The 20,465-nt window shown below is 42.9% G+C and carries 25 protein-coding genes; 17 read left to right on the top strand and 8 right to left on the bottom strand.

From position 1 onward, the window contains the following. Positions 1 to 24: 24 nt before the first annotated feature. Positions 25 to 576 (bottom strand): TetR/AcrR family transcriptional regulator, encoded by a 552-nt coding sequence (locus BMZ93_RS04830; protein ID WP_091502716.1) that lies wholly within the window; start codon positions 574 to 576, stop codon positions 25 to 27. A gap of 139 nt (positions 577 to 715) precedes the next feature. On the opposite strand from BMZ93_RS04830, the gene BMZ93_RS04825 reads away from it, so the two are divergent. Further along, positions 716 to 2,194 (top strand): MDR family MFS transporter, encoded by a 1,479-nt coding sequence (locus BMZ93_RS04825; protein ID WP_091502714.1) that lies wholly within the window; start codon positions 716 to 718, stop codon positions 2,192 to 2,194. Position 2,195: 1 nt separating this feature from the next. Next, positions 2,196 to 2,726 (top strand): DUF4811 domain-containing protein, encoded by a 531-nt coding sequence (locus BMZ93_RS04820; protein ID WP_091502712.1) that lies wholly within the window; start codon positions 2,196 to 2,198, stop codon positions 2,724 to 2,726. A gap of 68 nt (positions 2,727 to 2,794) precedes the next feature. Here the strand turns inward: BMZ93_RS04820 and BMZ93_RS04815 are convergent, their stop codons facing one another. Both BMZ93_RS04815 and BMZ93_RS04810 read right to left on the bottom strand, forming a co-directional pair. After that, entirely contained in the window at positions 2,795 to 3,241 is a 447-nt protein-coding gene (locus tag BMZ93_RS04815) for a GNAT family N-acetyltransferase (RefSeq protein WP_091502861.1), read from the bottom strand. Between the two features lie 159 nt (positions 3,242 to 3,400). Then, positions 3,401 to 3,664, bottom strand: a complete 264-nt coding sequence (locus tag BMZ93_RS04810; protein ID WP_091502710.1) for a helix-turn-helix domain-containing protein — start codon at positions 3,662 to 3,664, stop codon at positions 3,401 to 3,403. Between the two features lie 141 nt (positions 3,665 to 3,805). Here BMZ93_RS04810 and BMZ93_RS06590 point away from each other — a divergent pair, with 141 nt between their 5' ends. The 3 genes from BMZ93_RS06590 to BMZ93_RS04805 all read left to right on the top strand — a co-directional run bounded on the left by BMZ93_RS06590 (position 3,806) and on the right by BMZ93_RS04805 (position 4,869). Then, entirely contained in the window at positions 3,806 to 3,961 is a 156-nt protein-coding gene (locus tag BMZ93_RS06590; RefSeq protein WP_159427791.1) for a hypothetical protein, read from the top strand. A gap of 39 nt (positions 3,962 to 4,000) precedes the next feature. Continuing rightward, a complete protein-coding gene (locus tag BMZ93_RS06540) occupies positions 4,001 to 4,153 on the top strand; it encodes a lactococcin G-beta/enterocin 1071B family bacteriocin (protein ID WP_143404276.1) in 153 nt (50 codons plus the stop codon). 71 nt (positions 4,154 to 4,224) lie between these two features. Next, positions 4,225 to 4,869 carry a CPBP family intramembrane glutamic endopeptidase gene (locus BMZ93_RS04805; RefSeq protein WP_159427790.1) on the top strand — a complete coding sequence of 215 codons (645 nt, stop codon included), beginning with the start codon at positions 4,225 to 4,227 and terminating at the stop codon, positions 4,867 to 4,869. Positions 4,870 to 4,935: 66 nt separating this feature from the next. Here BMZ93_RS04805 and BMZ93_RS04800 read toward each other — a convergent pair whose 3' ends face one another. The 4 genes from BMZ93_RS04800 to BMZ93_RS04785 form a co-directional block, all read right to left on the bottom strand. Further along, positions 4,936 to 5,949, bottom strand: coding sequence for an NAD(P)-dependent oxidoreductase (locus BMZ93_RS04800; protein WP_091502707.1), 1,014 nt, complete (start codon positions 5,947 to 5,949; stop codon positions 4,936 to 4,938). 33 nt (positions 5,950 to 5,982) lie between these two features. Continuing rightward, the gene (locus tag BMZ93_RS04795; protein ID WP_091502705.1) at positions 5,983 to 7,056 is read right to left on the bottom strand and encodes an AEC family transporter; all 1,074 of its coding nucleotides are present in this window, start codon (positions 7,054 to 7,056) and stop codon (positions 5,983 to 5,985) included. Between the two features lie 284 nt (positions 7,057 to 7,340). Beyond that, a complete protein-coding gene (locus BMZ93_RS04790; protein WP_091502704.1) occupies positions 7,341 to 8,288 on the bottom strand; it encodes an alpha/beta hydrolase in 948 nt (315 codons plus the stop codon). After that, positions 8,281 to 9,504, bottom strand: coding sequence for a PTS transporter subunit EIIC (locus tag BMZ93_RS04785; RefSeq protein ID WP_091502702.1), 1,224 nt, complete (start codon positions 9,502 to 9,504; stop codon positions 8,281 to 8,283). Before BMZ93_RS04785 ends, BMZ93_RS04790 begins: the two co-directional genes overlap by 8 nt. 147 nt (positions 9,505 to 9,651) lie before the next feature. On the opposite strand from BMZ93_RS04785, the gene BMZ93_RS04780 reads away from it, so the two are divergent. The 11 genes from BMZ93_RS04780 (at position 9,652) to BMZ93_RS04730 (ending at position 19,165) form a co-directional block, all read left to right on the top strand. Further along, positions 9,652 to 9,792, top strand: coding sequence for a teichoic acid D-Ala incorporation-associated protein DltX (locus BMZ93_RS04780; protein WP_091502700.1), 141 nt, complete (start codon positions 9,652 to 9,654; stop codon positions 9,790 to 9,792). Between the two features lie 12 nt (positions 9,793 to 9,804). Further along, on the top strand, positions 9,805 to 11,334 hold the full coding sequence (dltA, locus tag BMZ93_RS04775) for a D-alanine--poly(phosphoribitol) ligase subunit DltA (protein ID WP_091502698.1): 1,530 nt from the start codon (positions 9,805 to 9,807) through the stop codon (positions 11,332 to 11,334). Beyond that, the gene (gene dltB, locus BMZ93_RS04770; protein ID WP_091502697.1) at positions 11,327 to 12,541 is read left to right on the top strand and encodes a D-alanyl-lipoteichoic acid biosynthesis protein DltB; all 1,215 of its coding nucleotides are present in this window, start codon (positions 11,327 to 11,329) and stop codon (positions 12,539 to 12,541) included. Before dltA ends, dltB begins: the two co-directional genes overlap by 8 nt. A gap of 36 nt (positions 12,542 to 12,577) precedes the next feature. Beyond that, on the top strand, positions 12,578 to 12,814 hold the full coding sequence (gene dltC, locus BMZ93_RS04765; protein ID WP_091502695.1) for a D-alanine--poly(phosphoribitol) ligase subunit DltC: 237 nt from the start codon (positions 12,578 to 12,580) through the stop codon (positions 12,812 to 12,814). Positions 12,815 to 12,820: 6 nt separating this feature from the next. Beyond that, complete coding sequence (gene dltD / locus BMZ93_RS04760) at positions 12,821 to 14,113, top strand: D-alanyl-lipoteichoic acid biosynthesis protein DltD (protein WP_091502693.1); 1,293 nt, start codon at positions 12,821 to 12,823, stop codon at positions 14,111 to 14,113. Positions 14,114 to 14,181: 68 nt separating this feature from the next. Continuing rightward, a complete protein-coding gene (gene acpS / locus BMZ93_RS04755; protein ID WP_091502691.1) occupies positions 14,182 to 14,586 on the top strand; it encodes a holo-ACP synthase in 405 nt (134 codons plus the stop codon). After that, positions 14,583 to 15,725, top strand: a complete 1,143-nt coding sequence (alr, locus tag BMZ93_RS04750) for an alanine racemase (protein ID WP_091502689.1) — start codon at positions 14,583 to 14,585, stop codon at positions 15,723 to 15,725. Before acpS ends, alr begins: the two co-directional genes overlap by 4 nt. Positions 15,726 to 15,766: 41 nt before the next feature. Then, positions 15,767 to 16,135, top strand: coding sequence for a type II toxin-antitoxin system PemK/MazF family toxin (locus BMZ93_RS04745; protein WP_091502687.1), 369 nt, complete (start codon positions 15,767 to 15,769; stop codon positions 16,133 to 16,135). Positions 16,136 to 16,236: 101 nt separating this feature from the next. Beyond that, the gene (locus BMZ93_RS04740) at positions 16,237 to 16,938 is read left to right on the top strand and encodes a response regulator transcription factor (RefSeq protein WP_091502685.1); all 702 of its coding nucleotides are present in this window, start codon (positions 16,237 to 16,239) and stop codon (positions 16,936 to 16,938) included. After that, entirely contained in the window at positions 16,922 to 18,250 is a 1,329-nt protein-coding gene (locus tag BMZ93_RS04735) for a sensor histidine kinase (RefSeq protein ID WP_091502682.1), read from the top strand. Before BMZ93_RS04740 ends, BMZ93_RS04735 begins: the two co-directional genes overlap by 17 nt. 42 nt (positions 18,251 to 18,292) lie before the next feature. Next, positions 18,293 to 19,165 carry a S1C family serine protease gene (locus tag BMZ93_RS04730; protein ID WP_091502680.1) on the top strand — a complete coding sequence of 291 codons (873 nt, stop codon included), beginning with the start codon at positions 18,293 to 18,295 and terminating at the stop codon, positions 19,163 to 19,165. Between the two features lie 61 nt (positions 19,166 to 19,226). Here the strand turns inward: BMZ93_RS04730 and BMZ93_RS04725 are convergent, their stop codons facing one another. Further along, positions 19,227 to 19,556 (bottom strand): thioredoxin family protein, encoded by a 330-nt coding sequence (locus BMZ93_RS04725; protein ID WP_091502678.1) that lies wholly within the window; start codon positions 19,554 to 19,556, stop codon positions 19,227 to 19,229. A 78-nt stretch (positions 19,557 to 19,634) separates the two neighbouring features. Here BMZ93_RS04725 and BMZ93_RS04720 point away from each other — a divergent pair, with 78 nt between their 5' ends. Continuing rightward, a complete protein-coding gene (locus tag BMZ93_RS04720; RefSeq protein WP_091502676.1) occupies positions 19,635 to 20,387 on the top strand; it encodes a methylenetetrahydrofolate reductase in 753 nt (250 codons plus the stop codon). Positions 20,388 to 20,465: the final 78 nt, after the last annotated feature.

Genomic DNA, 20,465 nt, shown 5'->3' with positions numbered 1-20,465 from the left:
ATTTGACACGCTTTTTTTTCGTTCTTACTTTTCATCCACGAAGATTTCCGGAGGAAGCATTTTCGTCAACATCACTGCCATTTCTTTGGGCGATTCTGGACTATCCCGCTTTAGCCATTCGAAGAGGACGGAAGGGAGGGCACCGGTAAAGAAGGCGAGTAAGTAGGGATTGTGGTTGGGTAAATGCTGTTGCCCTTCTTGGGGATTGTTTTTCGGAATATTACGGAAGTAGTCAAAGACGTAAGATGATAAGCCGGATTTAAATAATAGTAAGAAACGTTCTTTTTGGCTGAGAAAGAATGAAAAGATATCCTCCAAGTTGTCCGCCACGGAGGATCTTGTCCAAGTAGGTATCGATTGGGAGGAGCGTCTTACTTGCACAAGTTCGGACAAATAGTAGTCCACGATTTCTTCCTTACTATCAAAGTTGCGGTAATAGGATGTTCGGCCGACACCCGCAGTTTTAATAAGGGAAGCAATTCGAATTTCTGAAAAAGGCTTTGTTTTTAACTCGGTAAAAAGGCCTTTCACAATTTGCTCTTTCACCCGTGCATTTTCTTGTTGACCGTAATTCATCGCATTTCTCCTAGTACTGATAGAGACATTGTACCAGAAAAAAGTTGAGTGGAACATATTGACACAGTTAAATATCCTGTTAGAATATTAAATGTTAGTAACTGGTACAAATTGTACCAGATAGAAATGGAGAAATATTATGGAAGCAAAACGTCCATATAACCGTGGGTTAATCCTTGCGGTTTTGATGATTGCGGCCATGTCAGGTGCTTTGATGCAGACCTCATTGGGAACGGCTTTGCCAACCCTTATGAAGGCCTTCAACATTGACTTGTCAACGGCCCAGCAAGCAACGACTTGGTTCTTGATTGTCAACGGAATGATGATTCCTTTGTCAGCCTACTTGGCCAACCGAGTACCAACGAAGATTTTACACATCGTTGCCTATGTCCTACTTTTGATTGGTGTGGCTCTTTCAATGTTTACACCAGAACAAAAAGACATGTGGTGGCTATTCGTGGCCGGCCGTATTGTTGCCGCCATGGCCGTTGGTATCATGATGCCAATGTTGCAGGTTTTGATCATTAACATGTATAAGCCTGAAGAACGTGGTGCAGCCATGGGATTGATGGGATTGGTTGTTGGTATGTCACCAGCTATCGGCCCTACTTTGACTGGTTGGATTTTGGATAAAGATCACACGATTTTGGGAATGACGCTTTCAAATAACTGGCGTTCAATCTTTATCATCCCATTCATCATCATCATTATTGCCACTATCTTGGCACCATTCTTGTTGAAGAACGTGATGGAAACAAAGAAGTTGAAGCTCGATTACGCTTCATTGATTCTCTCAGTTGCTGGGTTCGGTCTCTTCCTCTGGGGATTCACAAACGTTGCCTCGCAAGGTTGGGGTGACTTTGGACAGGTTATCGCACCAATCGCAGCCGGTGTCATCCTCTTAGCCGTCTTCGTATGGCGCCAATTGAAGTTGCCAGTGCCATTCTTGGACATGCGCGTCTTCATGAAGAAGGAATTTACGATTCCAACGGTTGCACTTTTGTTAGCAACGATGGCGATGTACGGTGTCGAAATGATGCTGCCAACATACTTGCAAAACGTCCGCGGTCTTTCGGCCTTGGATTCAGGTATCACGTTGATGTGGGGAGCCCTCTTCATGGGATTCATGTCACCAGTTGCCGGTGTTTTGTATAACAAGGTCGGCGTTAAAATGCTTTGTTTCTTCGGATTCGGTGTTTTGACTCTCGGTACAGTTCCTTATGTTTTCTTGAACACCACTACACCAACAGTTGTTGTTTCAGTACTTTACGCTTTGCGTATGGCTGGAATTGCCTTGGTAATGATGCCATTGACGACTGCTGCCATGGGTGCTTTGCCTGATGAAAAGGGTGCTGATGGTACTGCTGCCAATAACACGCTTCGTCAGGTTTCATCATCTGTCGTGGTTGCCTTGTTGACATCAATCGTGCAAAACGTGATTAACAACAATACACCAAGCTCTTCATTGAAGACGACTGATCCAGTTCAATACGCTGGTAAAGTCTTGAACGCTTCAATGGATGGTTTCCAAACTGCCTTCTTGATTTCACTGATCTTTGCCGTTCTTGGCTTCGTCTTTGTCTTCTTCATGAAGGACAACAAGAAGGAGGAAAAGTAACATGATGATTTGGATTATTGCCGGATTAACGCTTTTAACTTTCCTCTCAATGTTCTTGATTGGAAACAAGGTTGTCGCCTACACATTGGGCGGTATCTTCGCAGTCTTGACGGTTGTCGCTGTCGGCTTGCTTTCAGCAAACATGAACAGCCACTTCGGGATGGAAAAGACTTCGGTTACAACAACCACTCAGGTTTACTCTGCGACACCAGCACAGTCACCTGTTAAGGCGGTTGCCGTAAAGAAGATTGGTTCAGATAACTATGTCTTGGTATACAAGAACGCAGAATCTGATGCTCAAGCAAGCACACACTTTGTGCCAAACACAAGTAAGATTGTTGAAGCCACAAAGACAACGTCAACTTACGAAAAGACAAACGTTGAAAACGCTCAAGTAAAGACGGTGACAACAAAGTGGACGTACAAGTCTGACCTTTGGAAGAACCTCTTCAAGCACAAGAACGACGACAACACTGTTTCAATTAAGCACACTTTGCAAGTTCCAACGACTTGGCAAGTGATGGAAAAGTAAGGATAATTTACTTACTTATCAACAAAGACCGGTTAGCGAAAGCTAGCCGGTCTTTTTGTGTTTCTTGATTATTTTAGTTCCATCATGACGTGGGAGATGTTGTCTTCTAAAAAGACGTCTGAGGTAGGCTGAAAGCCAAAGGATTGGTAAAAGTCGCGTAGGTAGTTCTGCGCTGCAATTTGAATGGTTTTATCTGGGAAACGTTTTTGAATTTCTTTGATTGTTTCTTCTACAATCGCTTTCCCTAATTTGTGTTTGCGAGCGTCCTTTCGAACTAAAACGCGTCCAAAGCTAATGGTATTCGCGTTATCAGCCGTTACAATACGCGTGTAGGCGAGTACTCGCGTATTCTTCTCAAAGTAGACGTGAATGGCGTTGTCATCCAGATTATCGACCTCCTGGTAGGGGCATTCTTGCTCGACAACGAAAACTTCCGTACGAGCCTTTAGTATCTCAAGTAGTTCGAGTGGCTTTAATTCCTTGGTTGCTTTGATTACTAGTTGTGCTTCTGTCATGGCGATGTCCTCTCTTAATAAAAAAGTACGAACCAATCTTTCTCTCCTGTGAAGGGCCCTAGTGAAAGATGGGTTCGTACTGTTGTTTCCGCTACCCGGGGATAGTGGACAGTTATTTGATTGAATATATTATATCAATTTGTGTCATGGATACAAATTTTATCTGAATTCATTCTTTTTTCTTTCAAAAATGAGGTCCGATACCTCTATTTCAAGAGCGTCAGCCAATTGAATGATGGTATCGATATGTGGCGTACGATTGCTATTCTCGTATTTAGCAATGCTACTTGGATCAAGGTTCAGTTGGTCGGCTAAGAGTTGCCGTGATAGTCCGGACTTTTTCCGAAAATATAAAAGATTTGGCCCAATATGTTTTGACTGCCCACCCGAAATAGCGGCAAGTTTCTCGTCGGTTAAATACATTTATCGCTCCCTTATATTTGTACAACTCTTATTATTATGCAAATAACTAATCCTTGGAAGAATACATACCACTTTGGACAAAACGTCCAAAAAAGTTGACCAGACTTGCAGTATCCTAAGGGCGAAGAAAGGAGGTATATCATGACTAAAGTGTTAGTGAAGAATATGAAATCATTGAATAACGAACAGCTTGAGTCTGTTTATGGTGGTGGTTTCTTCTTTGATTTTGGTTATCATAGTGGCCGTGCTGCGCATGCCCTGTTGACGAACAAAATTCCGCATCGTAAGTATACCTAGTTTACTGTCCGAAATAATCGAATAAAGGAGACGAATACTATGAAGAACAATGAATTGATGAATTTTCAAACATTGACCGACGTTGAATTATCAGGAGTGCAAGGAGGCGGATTGCTTGATGCAGCAAGAAAGTGGGCTGAACCCGCATATGAGTTTGGTAAGGGTTTTGCTAAAGGCTTTTCGGGTAAGTGAGTTTTGATTTAGAAATAGCCGAGATGATAGTCTCGGCTATTTCATGTTTAAAGGCAAAGAAAGGGAAAAAGATGCCTGATTTATATCGTGTTAAAAGTAATTATCTTGTTGATGTTTGTCTAATGCTTTTGTTAATCCTATATGTTTTACATTCTGATGGAATAGATATTCTTACAACAGTATATACTATTGTTTTACCCTTTATTTTTTTTGGAAAAGATGGAGTAAAAGCCCTACTAAAACCAATTAATAAACCATTCTTTCTGTGGTTGATTAGTTCTGTAGCAGCCCTTCAGTTGGTTGACGCTAGTATTGCTTGGTTGAGTGAAAGACTTTTGGGAGCTCAATCAATCATCGGTCACCCGATTGAAGCAAGCTTTTCCGGCCATTCACTTTATCCTTTCTTAGTGTTATTACCACTAGCTCTTCAAATTATATTTGAAGAGCTACTCTCCATTACTTTGACAACTGCAATCTACTCACAACTGCCTAAAAATAAGATTGGAACAGCCGTGGCCTTTGTAACGAGCGCTTTTGCGATGGGACTTTTACATGGTCCGACCTATCAGTGGCATCTTGTACCAATATTGGCTGTTTCGATTAGCTTTTTGCTGTTTTCTTATACATGGTATCGGTATCAGTCATTAAGAGCATCGATTTATCTCCATTTTAGTTTTGATGTTTTTTTCTTGTTAACACTTTATCTGGGTTGGTAATTAATAAGATAATTTACATATAAAAAAGACCTGAAGCAATTTGCTTCAGGTCTTTTATTTGACTTTTTATGCTTCTGGCTTAACCAAGAAGTTGTTTTCAAAGTCACCCTTCAATGCGTTGGCAAAGTTTTGGTATGAGATTGAAATCATGTCATGCAAGGCGTTTTCCGTGTATGAACCAATGTGTGGTGTAACCACAACCTTTGGATACAAAGCTTGGAATTGTGCCATTGTTGATGAGGCATCCTTCACGGCTGCTGGTTCAACTTGTCCGAAGTAAGCTGATTCGTTTGAGATAACATCCGTTGCGAATCCCTTGATGTCACCAGCCTTAACAGCGGCGATGATAGCATCTTCGTCCGTGATTTCGGCACGGGCAGTGTTAACCAATACAGCAGATGACTTCATCATCTTCAATTGATCAGCAGCGAAGAACTTGTCGTTTGAACCCTTGAAGTAAGGAACGTGTAAGGAAACGATGTCTGATTCCTTCAACAAGTCTTCCATTGAGGCGTAAGTCAAGATATCTTCGATACCATCCTTAGGGTATGGGTCGTATCCCAATACCTTGGCACCAACACCCTTCCAAAGCTTTGCTTCGGCCAAACCAATCTTACCAGTTCCAAGAATACCAACAGTCAAGCTTTGAAATTCAGGAACGAATGAAGCAGGGTTAGGACGGAAGTCTGACTTTTCAGATGAAGCAACGGCACCAGACAAGTTACGGTTTTGCATGATACCGAGACCGAAGGCCAAGTCTGCAACCGCGTAAGGTGAGTAGGCTGGTACGTAGGCCACGATTTGACCGTTGGCCTTTGCGGCATCCAAGTCGATGTGGTTGTAACCAACTGTACGAGTGAAGACATATTTGATGCCCCATTCAGCCATTTGATCTAAGTTTTGCTTGTCAGCAACGTTGTTTGCACGGAGCAAAACGCCGTCAAAGCCCTTCACCAAATCGATGTTGTCATGAGTTAGGTTCTCAGACTTGTAAGTCATTTCGAAGCCTTCTTTGTTCAAGGCGTCAAAGTGGGCAACTTCGTTATCACGAGTTCCGAAAGAAATAATTTTAAAAGCCATGCTATCCTCCTAATTGAAATTTATATTTGTATATTACTTAAACATTGACATGTCACCCAAAAGCTGAACAATGATAATCCAGAATGGGATGGCAACAGTCGCAAAGATTGTTGAAATCAATGAAGTGTTTGATGCCATCAATGACTGACGGTTGAAGGCCATTGCGTAGTTAACTGCAACAGTGGCAACTGGTGTCGCCATCATGATAACCATCGTAGCCAAGGCAACGTGGTCAACTGGCAAGATGTTCATAGCAGTTGTAACAAAGACAAGGACGATCATCACAACAGGGACAATGATGACCTTGTTGAATGAGTAGTACCAAGCAGTCTTGTTCTTCAAAGCTTCACCGAATGACATTTGGGCAAGGTTGGCACCGATGGCTAACCAAGCAAGTGGTGAGGCCAATGATGACAAAGTCTTGAACCATGAGTTCAACCATGGCAAAGTAGCGTCGATACGGTAGAAGGCAACGTTTTGGTGCGTAACGGCACCAGTCTTGGCATTTGTAATTGTAGCCATGACTTGTGGTGCTGCGTTTTGTACCAACCAGAGGAAGAGTCCCAAGAAGGTAGCGATAACGATTGGGTTCAAGAACATCTTCTTGATGTGCTCACCCTTCAATTGTTGACCTGACATCTTGATGTAAGCGTATGAGTACAAGAAGATACGGTAACCGATGTTGAAGATTGATGAGTACATAATACCCTTAGCACCGTAAACGGCACCAACAATTGGCATTCCGAAGAACGTTGTTGAACCGAAGGCGGTCAGGACACCCAATACATCACGTTGGTCTTTGTCGTACTTCACATACAACCAAGGCATCGTGATGATCAAGATGATGTAAATAATGATTCCCCAAACCAAGACGCTCATTCCCTGGTTCAAAGTCTTTTGGTTCAAAGGCGCCATAAATGACGTAAAGGCAAGTAGAGGCAAAGCAACTGTCATGGTAACAGTTGTTAACGTCTTCACAGCCCCGTCCTTAAGACGGTCTGTCTTGCGCAACCAGTAACCAAGTAAGATGGTACCAATCGTAGCAACAATAGCGCCGATGATAGAGGCGTTTGTCACCACTTTTTGAATTGAATCTGCAATGTTCATAATAGTCTCCTGTGCATTCTTTGTTAATAAATGGTCATGAACAGACTTGTTTAGTTTGCCACTATAGTAACAAAAAGTCAAGATGCTGCCTCGAATGTTTCAAAAATATTCAAAATTTTAAATTCTAGAACGGTTGTTCGGAATGACTTTTTCCTGTATAATGAAATTATTCTTTATGAGAGAACGGGAAAAGTCTGGACATTATCGTCCAGACTTTTTTCGTTCCATTAGATTATGCAATAAGAAAAGGCCAACTAATCAATTTAGCTGGCCTTTTTTTATCATTATTTTTGGTTGTCAGCGGACTCTTTCTTGAGTTTGTTTGCTGATGATTTAGGCTGGTCGGCCTTGTTGTCCAGAATTAATTCACGAATCAAATTAATGACTTCTGGGTTTTCAGGTAGCTTCGAGTGCTGGGCGTTTTCACCGGAAACGGTTGTCTGCGTATACTTGGCAACCTGCTTTTGGAAAATGTATTTACCGGTCAAAACAGATTGAACGTTGACAAGTCCATCATCCGTATAGTCATCCGATCCGGCAATTGAATAGACCGAGAGGTCAGTCGGAATAGCACTTGAGTTGGCAATGAAGTCACTCAACATGGTTGTTTTCTTCGTTGTTGAAGTTTCTGAGAAGTTAAATGGTGTCCCTAGAGTCATTAGCGTCTTAATATGGAAACTATTGGAAGAGTAGTAGTTTTCCAAGTAGTCGGTCCAGATTAGGCCACCGTTGGAATGGCCAACGGCCGAGAAGTTACGGAAGTGGTACTTAGCTTGAAGGTCGGCCATGACAGTTCCTAAGGACTGGGCATCAGCTTGAACAGTTGGATAGTTATCCTGGTTCCGTTCAAAACCAACAACGATAAACGGCTGACGGTTGGCGGTTGAAAGGTGGCCTGAATAAGACAGGGTACCGTCGTTGTTGACTTGCACTTTCAGAATAGAATGGGCTGCACCTTTTTTGGTTTCAGCGTTCAGTGTCGTGAAGAGCGAATTGAAACGCTGAATGGTGGCAGATGATCCTGGAACGAAAATAACAGGTTGAATGTGTGACTTTTGGATGGCACGGTCATTTTGGTGCTCTGTGAGCATCCAGATACGTCCCAGAATAGCCAAGATAATAATGGCTGTTAATGTCAGCGTAAAGGCAATTTTTGAAGAGCGTGCGGTTTGCTTCCAAAAAAGGATGGCTTTCTTAGGAGAACCCAGAATGGCTTTACTAAATTTAGACATGGGCTTCCTCCTTTTCAAGGGCTTTAACAAAAGGCCAGAAAATTAAGATACTTCCAACCATGATTAGGAAGGTAATAAGTAGAGCGTCGTAAGGGGTCTGTGAGGCTAGAAAGGAAAGCAGCAAACGAGGGGTTCCGTTTGGTACGGTGAAAACGGTTGGACGCAGTACGTGCAATTTAATGAAGAAAGATGTCATTAATGCTCCATAAGTTGAGGCAAGCATCATTGGTACGAGCATCAAAGGACGGAAGAAAAGTGGTAGACCGTAAGCAAGAATTCGGTTGGAATCAAATACGCCTGGAACCAGCGACCAAAGTCCTAAGCGTCGTAAGCGACGGCGCTTCAAGAATAAGAGGCAGATTGCCAGTGCTAATGTTGATCCGGCCCCGCCAATCATGGCGGAGGTGGTCAAAACAGAATATGGGTTTTGTGGGTAAGGTAGGGTGGCCATAACGGATTGGTAAACCTCGTTTAGGTTCGCGTTTACCTGAGTTAGGTCCGTTGCGGTCGTTGTTAAATCAGTGGGAATAGCAAAGCCCAGAACGAATACAACTGGCGTTAAAAAGGCAGTGATGGCGAGACCAAACCAGTGGGAGAAAAATCCCATGGAGAAGAAGCCGTTATATGACCCCTGGCTAACTTGGCTGGGGATGGAGGAGTAAATCCAGGAAACAATAGCCATGATGGCAGCGCCCCAGAATAGGTAAGCAAATCCAAAATCATCTAGCTTTCCCCTGGTCCACTTAGTTAGGAAGACATAGGTCAAGTTGCTCAAATAGGTAAGCAATAGAACGAAGATGAGATACATTGCCCCCTGGCTGTTGTTTGAGTATGTGCTAAAGCCATAGAATAGTGCCAACGCGAAGTTAACCAAAACGGGAAGGAGTTCGTCTTTTGCGAAACCGAGGTCATCCAACTTTGCTTCCAGATAGCTCTTTGTCCAAAGGGCAGCAACTAAGGCTAAGATTAAGTAGTCAAAGGCCGAAATCAATGCCAAGATGCTTTGGAAAAAAACGGGCATCCGGAAATGGATTCGGAAGATGGCCGGTACGATGGCTGATGGGTCAAAGATGAGTTTGACTGCCAGACGTAGGTAGACGTTAATGATGACCAGGGGAACGACTTTTTTAAATGCGTCAAAAAGTGTCCGAATCAGTAGGTTTTCTGTAAATCTTTTATCGAACCTAGCGATGTTTGTTAAACATTTCGAAAACATATGTACCTTCTTTTACTGATAGCTAAGGGGTGCTCGCTATACAGTATAATATTTTGTGCTATAATAGGCGAAGTATTTTATTCTTGATAAGTGGCTAATTCGCCACTGATTATACACTATTTAAGAAGAATTTGGGGGCATGTCGCGATGTTTCAACGCTTCATTAAACGGCCTTGGGTCGCCTTTTTGGCGAAAACAGTGGCCTATTTTCTAATCATGCTATTTTTGGTTTATTTATACGGCTATTCTGGTGTCACCGGCGGCCACTTTATTTATAACGAGTTCTAAGAGGTATTCATTATGATTGAAAATATTTACAAGCACATTGATCAATACGCAATCGCACATCCTGACCAAATCGCCTACGACGAAATGGGTGTTACCCACACATACGGCGAATTGAAGGCTTACTCTGATTCATTGGCAGCCTTTTTAGACGAGCAAAAGATTACTGAAAAGGCCCCAATCATGGTCTTCGGTGGCCACCAGTTTGAAATGGTAGCTGCATTTTTGGCTGCTGTTAAGTCAGGCCATGCTTATGCTCCAGTTGATAAGGATTCAACAAACGACCGAATCGAAAACATTTTGGAAATCGGTCAACCGGCTGCAGTAATTGCCTTGGATGAATTGCCAATGGCAATTTCTTCAGTTCCTGTCTTTGAAGGACAAGCTTTGAAGGACGCCTTCACTGCTGGTAAGTCTTATGAATTGACTCACCCAGTTCTTGGGGATGACAACTACTACATCATCTTTACTTCAGGTACGACTGGTAAGCCAAAGGGTGTTCAGATTTCTCACGCCAACGCCTTGTCATACATTAACTGGATGCTTGGCCCTGACTTTGACTTGCACGATGGCCAAAACATTTTGACTCAAACGCCATTCTCATTCGACGTTTCTGTTATGTCATGGGCCGGTGCCTTGTTGACAGGTGGCGTGATGCAGGCTTTGCCAAAGGAAGTTGCTGATGACTTCAAGCAGCTCTTTGCTGCTTTGCCAGCAATGAACTTGGACCGTTGGGTTTCAACGCCATCCTTTGCAAACGTAGCGCTTTTGTCACCTGACTTTAACGCTGAAAATTATCCAAACTTGAAGACCTTCCTCTTCTGTGGCGAAGTGTTGACTTCTGCTACTTCAAAGAAGCTCCGCGAACGCTTCCCTGAAGCAAAGATTTACAACACTTACGGGCCAACGGAAGCAACGGTTGCCGTTTCTGCCTTGAAAATCACCGACGAAGTATTGGCCAAGTACGATAAGTTGCCAATCGGTTACATGAAGGAAGACATGAAAGCGACCATCATGGATAAGGAAGGAAACGTTTTGCCTTCTGATGAACCTGGTGAATTGGTTCTTTCTGGTCCAGCCGTTTCAAAGGGTTACTTGAACAACCCTGAAAAGACTGCTGCAGCCTTCCTTGAAGTTGATGGCCAACCTGGTTACAAGACTGGGGACTTGTGTTTCGAAGATGCTGATGGTCTTCTTCACTACAAGGGGCGTATGGACTTCCAGATTAAGTTGCACGGTTTCCGTATTGAATTGGAAGACGTTGCCCAACACTTGACGCAGTCACAGTGGGTTGAACAAGCCGCTGCCGTTCCTCGTTACGACAAGAACGGTGATATTAAGCAAATGTTAGCAATTATTGTTCCAAAGGAAAACGACTTTGAAAAGCCAATGGACCTGACAAATGCCATCCGTACGGATTTGAAGGACAGCATCATGCCATACATGATGCCAACGCGCTTCGTTTACCGTGAACAGATGCCTTTGACGCAAAACGGTAAGATTGATTTGAAGGGCTTGATTGCTGAGGTGAATGGCAATGCCTAACTTACAACCTTATGCAGATCCGAATTACTTCGTATATCTGCTCTTAGCACTTGTGCCATTGGCAATTGGGCTGTATTTTGGAAAGCGCTTTGTGGCTTATGAAATCTTGGTTTCATTGGCCTTTATCTTCTTGATCTTTGATGATAAGACCCATGCGGGTCAGGGAGTTGCCTTAATTATTTATTCAATCTGGCAGTTCTTGCTAGGTTGGGGCTATGTCCGCTACCGGAAAGAGCATAATCAAAGCTCGGTTTTCTATGCTGTGACGGCTTTGTCAATTCTTCCGATTTTCCTTGTTCGATTGTCTGGGGCTGGAATTTTCCACGCTCAACTTTCCCTACTTGGATTCTTAGGAATCTCTTACTTGACCTTCCGTTCGGTTGGGATGATCATTGAGGTTCGTGATGGAGCAATTAAGGACTTCCACCCTGTGATGTTCTTACGCTTTATGCTCTTCATGCCAACCTTGTCATCTGGACCAATTGATCGTTATACACGGTTTGCGAAGGATGCTGCTGTCGCACCAGCGCGTGAAGAATACATCGACCTACTGGGGGATGCCACAAAGAAGCTGTTCTTGGGATTCTTTTATAAGTTTATCGTTGCGCACTACGCAGAGATTGCTTATAACTACTTCCAAGGTATGGCCATGTCAGATGCTCACCACGGTATGATTTTGTCATGGTGGTTGATTCCAGTGGCATACTCATACGGTATGTACCTGTTCTTTGATTTCGCTGGTTACTCACTTTTTGCCCTATCAATTTCATATGTGATGGGGATTCGGTCACCAATTAACTTTAATAAGCCTTACGCTTCTAAGAACATCAAGGAATTCTGGAACCGTTGGCACATGTCACTGTCCTTCTGGTTCCGTGACTTTGTCTTCATGCGTTTCGTTTTCTTGTTCTTGAAGCATAAGTGGATTAAGAACCGAAACACAGTGTCAACCATCGCATATTTTGTTAATATGTTGGTAATGGGATTCTGGCACGGCTTAACTTGGTATTACATCCTTTATGGATTTATGCACGGTGCCGCCCTTGCCGGAAACGATGCTTGGATTCGCTTTAAGCGCAAGCACAAGCAAGTTATCCCACATAATAAATTTACCGAAGGCTTTGCGGTCGTTTTGACCTTCCACTTTGTCATGTTGACCTTCTTGGTCTTCTGTGGCTTCTTGGATACCTTCTGGTTCCATCGTTAATTATTTATTTAAAGTAGTTTAATAAGGAGAAATAAAATGGACGTAAAAGCAGGCGTATTAGAAATTATCGAAGACGTAACTGGTGAAGATATGTCAAACCAAATGGATGAAGACCTTTTTGAATCAGGTTTGTTGGATTCAATGGCAACGGTTGAAATGTTGTTGGCTTTGGAACAACGCTTTAACATCCAAGCACCAGTATCAGAATTGTCTCGTGACGACTGGAATACTACGAACAAGATTGTGGCTAGTGTAACTGCACTGATGGGATAAAACCTCATGTCTAACAAGAAAAAACTTTGGCAGATTTTTGGTCCGGTGTTAGCAGCCTTCGTCTTGTTAGCATGCGTTTTCCTTCTGCCACTCCCATTGACTCACTATAGTCAAAATGATTTACGTGAGTCTTCTGTTTCCTTCTCAACTCAGGTTGTGAAGGGAGAAGCTGTTAAGAATGCAGCTTTCTCAGATAAAAAAGTTAATTATGTTCCATTTTTTGGTTCTTCTGAATTGTCTCGTATTGATTCTCTGCATCCTTCCGTATTGGCTGAAAAGTACAAGCGTAACTATCAACCATTTATGTTAGGAAAGGCAGGGTCTGATTCACTGGTTCACTTCTTGAACATGCAAGAAATGCAGGGGACCTTAAAGACAAAAAAGGCTGTTTATGTTGTTTCACCACAGTGGTTTACAAAGAGTGGATCCGATGCCGGATTTAACCTTTTCTACTCACCATTGCAAACGGTGGACTGGTTACGAAACATCGGGCATAACCAACCAAGTGAGACTGACAAGTTTGTCGCTTCTCAACTTCTTGAAAAGTCTGTTGTAAAGAATAACGCGTATTACCACCGACTTTTGTCTAAGGTATCTAAGGGTGAAAAGCTTTCAACCGCTAACTTATCAACCTTGGACTTCAAGCACCAGATTTTGTCACGTCAAGACGCCTTGTTCTCACGTTGTGAAAACAGCTCAAACTACAAGAGTCGTGTCTTGCCAGCCGCAAAGTCCTTGCCAAACATTTACTCTAAGAATGCTTTGGATCGTCTTGGCTATGAGGAAGGTAAGAAGGGCACAACAAACAACGACTTCCACATCAAAAACTCCTTCTATACAACCCGTGTGATGCCTGAAAAGAAGGCTTTGAAGGGTGCACAAAAGGATTACGATTACACGAAGTCTGTTGAATATGCTTACTTCCAATCAGTCCTTGATAACTTTGCCAAGAATCACACCGACGTAATGTTTGTGATTACGCCAGTTAACCAGCGTTGGGCAAAGTACACGGGCTTGAACAATGATATGTATCAAGAATCCGTTCAAAAGATTAAGTACCAGTTACAAAGCCAAGGCTTTAACAACATTGCTGATCTTTCAAAGGATGGTGGAAAAGATTACTTCATGCAGGACACAATTCACGTTGGATGGCGTGGTTGGTTGGAATTGGATCAGTATTTGAACCCATTCTTGTCTAGTGATTCATCACAAACAAACTATCAGATTAATAACCGATTCCTTTCAACGGATTGGCAAAACTTAAAGCCAAGTAAACAAAGTTTATCTAGCTTTAAATAATCGATAAAAAAGAGCGTTACAGTGGGCTTTTATTCGCCCATGTAACGCTTTTTTGTTAAAATAAAATTATGATATTAGGTATTGGAAACGACATGGAATCAATTAGTCGAATTGAGGCAGTTTTGCAGCGACGGCCTAATTTCTTGTCGACAATTTTAACGCCAGCTGAAATTGAAGTGGCTAAGCAGCGGTCAGGTAAACACTATCTGGAGTTTGTGGCTGGCCGTTTTTCGGCTAAGGAGGCTTATTCAAAGGCTCTGGGAACCGGTATTGGTAAAAATGCTTCTTGGCAGGATATTACGATACTAAACGCTCCTTCGGGGCGCCCTCTGATTCGAGTGAAGGGGCAAAAGCATGCCTTGTCTGTGGCGATTACGCATTCAGGCGATTACGTTTCCACAATAGTAACGATTGAACGTTTATCTTGGTTCGAAAAAATTAAGAAAAAACGCTGGGAGAATAGATTGAAATGATGAGTCAGAACGAAGCCCTAACACGCCGTGGGCTGGCTTTTCTTCGTTCAAAAAAAGCATTAATTCATAATGCCAAAGTCGTAATGGACTATAGTGGTGCTAAGCGCCTGATTGCCGTCATTAAGGCAAATGGTTATGGCCATGGTGACGTTTGGGCCGCACGCACTTTGTATGAAGCTTTAAGCGTCAAGGACTTTTCAGTGGCGACCCTCGATGAGGGAGAGCGAGTACGCACTGGAATGCCAGAAGAAAATGTGAACATTCTTTTATTGGGTGTTCAACCGGCTGAGCTGGCCGATGAAATGGCAGAACAGGGGCTTTCTCCAGTAGCAGGTTCTTTTGATTGGCTACTAAGAGCACAAAAGGTCTTGCAAGAATCTAAGAATGAATCGGTTTTAAAGGTTCATTTGGCTGTGGATACTGGAATGGGACGTTTGGGAGCAAAGACCAAGGCCGAGCTGGCATCGATGGTTGATTTGGTTCGCTCCGATTCACGTTTTGAATTAGCCGGTGTTATGACCCACTTTGCAACGGCCGATGAGGATAACCAGGGATACTATGACCAACAATTGGCGGACTTTATGACCAAGGTTGATGGGTTAGATATTCCGAAAAGTCTTTGGCACCTTGCTAATTCTGGTTCTGCGCTTTTCCATCGAGATGAGTTACCAACAGAAACGATTCGAGTTGGCTCTGTACTGTACGGGTACAATCCCGCTTTGCCGGCCAGGGAGTGCCCAGTTGATTTGCAACCGGTTGCTTCTTTAGTTGGTCGGGTTTGGTCGGTTCATCCTTTGTTAAAGGGAGAATCACTTTCATACGGGGCTACTTATACCGCACAAGAGGACCAGTGGGTTGGGACCGTGCCAATCGGTTATGCCGATGGCTTAAAACGTTACCTAGTGGGTGCGACAGTTCTTGTGAATGGTCAGAAGCAAAAGATTTTAGGACGGATTACGATGGATCAAATCGTTATCTCCTTGCCAGGTGAGCTGCCTGTTAATACAAAGGTAACTTTCTTTGGTCAAGATGGTGACGAAGAGATTACCATTGAGGAATTGGCAGCATTTGGTCGTACCATCCCACACGAACTATTGACTGGTATTTCTGAACGAGTACCACGAGTTGATATTGATTAGATTTTAAGGGCCTTGGCCCGTACATAAACAAGAGGAATAACATGACAGCAGATTATGAAAATGTCCGGCGAGGGGATGTCTTTTTTGCCGACCTAAAGCAGGGCATTGGTTCTGAACAGAGTGGTTTACGACCGGTTTTAATCATTCAAAATGATCGAGGAAATAAGAACTCTTCGACAACGATTATTGCTTCAATTACTTCGAAAATTTCAAAAGCAAAATTACCAACACACGTTGTTTTACCGGCTGAATTGGGTGTGATGAAAAAGGATTCTATTATTCTTGGAGAACAGGTACGAACGATTGATAAGTTACGATTACGTGATCGAATTGGGCACTTGGACGAGAATAATGATACGATGAAGTCAGTAGAAAAGGCATTGAAAATTTCGCTTGGTATTCGTGGCTGACCCGTTTAGTCATAAGTGAATGGTTTAATTTAACCTTAATCTATTTTTGATAATTTAGAAAGCATCAAGAACACGTAGCTTTTTTAGAAGGGAAGGCAAACATGGCGGCAAAGGCAATTAAAATTTTATTGATCGAGGATGATCAAAATTTGGCGGATAACATCGTTGGCTTCCTGGAAGACTTTGCAGATGTAAAGACAGTAACCGATGGCTTGGATGGTGAGTTTGAAGCAAAGGAATCACCATTTGACCTTATTATTTGCGACCTCATGTTACCAGGGCAGTCTGGTTTGGACATTATTAAAAACATTCGTGAAGCCAAAGTCGTAACGCCTGTTTTGATTTTGACAGCCAAGGCTTCTTTGGATGACAAGATTGAAGGCTTTAACGTTGGTGCTGATGACTATTTGACGAAGCCATTCCACCGTGAAGAACTTTTGGTTCGTGTTAAAGCGCTATTGCGTCGTACAGGCGTGTATTCAGAAGACAACACGATTACGGTTGGTGAATTAACAATTAACCTTGAAAACCGTGGTGTTCAGGTACATGGTCAATCCGTTAAGTTGGTCGGTAAGGAATTCGACATTTTGACCTACTTGGGTCAAAACAAGAACATTATCGTTACGCGTGATCAAATTTTCGACCGTGTTTGGGGTGTTGATTCTGACACCACAATCAACGTTGTGAACATCTATTTGAACAATTTGCGCCGTAAGCTCGAGGCAGTCGGACAAGGTGGTTTAATCAAGACTTTGCGTAACATCGGCTTTATCCTCGAGGTGCCAGATGACCAAGCTGATTAACCGACGACAACAAATTGATAATTTTGCGACTTTGGCCTTAGGGTTGATGGTTATTTTCACCTTCTTAGCAGGGGTGATTTTTTGGATATACACCTTCACTATTTACGATAATTCGGACCGTGTCATTAACCAGTATGTTTCTTACTACCAGCAGTCAGCCAATGACGATTCTTCTGATAGTACGGAGGCGGATCCGACCGGTAAGAAAGCCGCTAAGTCCGTAACAATGAACCACTACCCGGAGGAATTCCGTGGTAATATGCTTTACTTCGATGATAAGGGTAACCAAATCGAAAGTCAGGTAACCAGTGGTTCCAAGAATGTTTTGACCCGTAAGTTCTCCTTGAAGTTTGATAAGGATGATCTGGGTGAAAGTCCTAAGACCATTCATAAGAATAAGACTTATTTGCGTATACAAGCGGTTAAGTTCAAAAAAGGGACTGTTATGGTTCCCGGTAAGAACGGCGTTCAGTCTGCCTCTTATGGTTATGTCTTTGTGGACGTCACCGATACGGTTGTGAACTTGAAGAAGTTCCAGGATGTCTTGATTTGGTCCTTTATTTGGGCCTTCATCTTCGCGCTCTTCTTTGCGTACTTCGTATCCCGCCAATCAATGAAGCCAATTCTGCGTGCCTGGCAGCAACAGCAAGATTTTGTTAATAACGCTGCCCACGAATTACGGACGCCAATGTCTGTTATTCAAGGGAAGCTGGAAACGATGCTGACCAAACCGACTGCCACGGTTCGGGATCAGTCGGAAGCGATTATCCTGTCCCTTTCGGAAGTCAGACGTTTAAATTCGTTAACGAATAACATGTTGACTCTGGCCAAGTCTGGTTCGAACATGACAAAGATTGAGAAGGAAAAGACGGATATTAAGTCCTTCCTCATGAAAGTCTTATCACCCTACATCGAAATGGGGTCGTTATCAGATAAGAAGGTAACGGTTGACGTGAACGTGCCACAGGAAGTGGCTATCGACCGGAAGCGAATTCACCAGTTGATGGTTCTGCTGATGGACAACGCCCTGAAGTATTCAGACGATGGCGATTCAGTTAATGTCACTGCCAAAGTCGAGAAGAAGCGTTTGGTGATTGCGGTTGCTGATACGGGCCGCGGTATTTCAGCCGAAGCCAAAAAACACATTTTCGACCGTTTTTATCGGGAAGATAAAACCGGGAACCGAAAGACTGGTGGAACCGGTTTGGGACTTTCCATTGCCGATTGGATAGTACAGGCCCACAATGGTAAAATTGCTGTACTAGATAACAAGCCGAAGGGAACAATTTTCCGTGTGACCCTTCCGCTGTAAAGGGTTCTTTATTAAGTAAGAGAGTTTGAAAGGATTACTTTCATGCGTAAGCATATCCATTTTATAAAAAGTAAATTCTGGCCAACAATTGCAGTGATTGTGGCACTCTTTGTTGGTGCCGGTGTTGTCTTCGGTTCGACTCTTCCTAATTCTTGGTACCAGTCACGTTTGGCTAAGTCGACACACACGAACGCATCTGGAACAGCCACGATTGCATCCGTTGCATATAAATCAAACGATGCTTCGCAGAGCGCCTATAACAAGGTTAAAAACGCCGTGGTAACGGTGCAAAACCTTCAGAAGTCAGCTTCTCTTGAAGACGGTGCGGATGCCTTTGATACCCAAAATAAGAACGCGGATACTTCTTCTTACCAAACGGCCTCACAGGGGTCCGGCGTTGTGTTAAGTGTCCATAACGGTTCGGCGGATATTATCACCAACTACCATGTCATTGAAAAGTCCGCCGAAATTCAGGTGGTGGATGCCAACGGGGACAAGGCAACGGCAACTATCTTGAAGTCTGATCCTAGTCAGGATTTAGCCTTGATTCGTGTGAAGTCTGCAGCCTTTAAGTCTGTGGCAACATTGGCTAATTCGGATAGGGTAACGACCGGACAGAGCGTTTTGGCTATTGGTTCACCCCTTGGGGCTGCCTATGCTTCAACAATGACCAAGGGAATTGTTTCCCAGGCAAAGCGTACGTTAACGAATAGTCAAACGAACTACAAGAACGTGACAGTTATTCAGACGGATGCGTCAATCAACCAGGGAAATTCTGGTGGAGCACTGATTAACGAATCTGGTCAGGTGATTGGTATTTCATCATCAAAGATATCAGCCTCTGCAAACAATACAAACATTGAGGGGATGGGCTTTGCCATTCCTTCTAACCAAATTGCAGCCTTTATCAAATAAATGTAAAAAAGTGGATGCCTTCTTTAAGAGGACATCCACTTTTTATTTGTTAAAATAGGAATTACTTAAGGGTGTTTTCATACCATTCGGTAATTTGCTTTGGGGTAATTCGTTCACCGTGACCAATTTGATCAACCTTTTGACCATCTTGGAAAAGGATGAAAGCTGGAATTCCCTTTAAACCGTACTGGCTGGCCCAGTCGAGGTTCTTGTCTCGATCGGCATCCATCCAGTCGGCTGTCTTTTCAACTTCTTCACGAATGGCTTGAACGAATGGTTTAATAACACGGCAGTCACCACACCAGTCGGCTGACAGGAAGACGATGTGTCGTCCAGGTGCTTCAATGAAAGCCTGTAACTCTTCGTTTGAATGTTCTTGTGATTGGTACATAATGTTACCTCCAATTTAAAGACATTGTAGCATAGATATAATAATTGGTCTACTTGTCTTTTTTTAATAAAAAGGAAAATGATGATTCAAAAAATAAGTGATACATACTTAGATAATACTCAAGTGGTTCTTTCAAATGAATTAACTAAAAAAGGGGTGGGGACAATTTTAGAAAACGGTTTTTCTGCGAGCCAAGAAAAATACGATTTCTTTTCCTTGGTCAACCAGGGGGATAGTCAGGCAGAATTTGATGAACTCCTAATACTGGCGAAAGAATTTCAGGAACGAACAAAACGGCCGATTTTGGTACACCTTCGTTTGGGGGATGTGACGCCCTATACCTTGCTGGACTTCATTGAAAAGACGAGAAAGCTTGGATTACAGAACTTTCTTGTTTTATCTGGGGATAAACGAGTTAATGAACAGGGCTTTTACACCGTTGAAGACCTGCTAAGAGCTTTGCGAAAAGAGTTAGGTGGAAGGGTCACTTTAGCTGCAACGGTTAATCCTGCAGATCCAACGGCAGTTGAGAAGGTTGAAAGTAGGCAGTCAGCCGGTGCGGACTTTTTAATCAGTCAAATTTCCTTTGATAGTCAGCCTTTGATGGATTTGAAAAAAGAATTAGAGCAAGATGGATTAAAGGTTCAGTTGGTTGCGGGGATGCTAAATCAACCAACGATAGGTCAAATCCAATGGGTAGAAAAGACCTTTGGATTAAGGGTGCCGCTAGCATACAAAGAGAATCCCAAAAAAGTAAATCGAACTGTTGAAAAGTCCCTTCAAATAGCTGGCTTTTCCGCATTCCATTTCTTTACTTTACCTAATTTCTAATTTACCCTAGAAAAGTTAAGAAAAAAGGTCTACAATTACTGTTTTCGGGACCATTTCGTGGTTCTGCAACCCCTTTGT

The organism is Fructobacillus durionis, from assembly GCF_900112405.1.
GTDB classification, from domain to species: domain Bacteria; phylum Bacillota; class Bacilli; order Lactobacillales; family Lactobacillaceae; genus Fructobacillus; species Fructobacillus durionis.
Note: the sequence above shows the minus strand (reverse complement) of the source record. Positions and strands in the feature narration are given on the sequence as shown.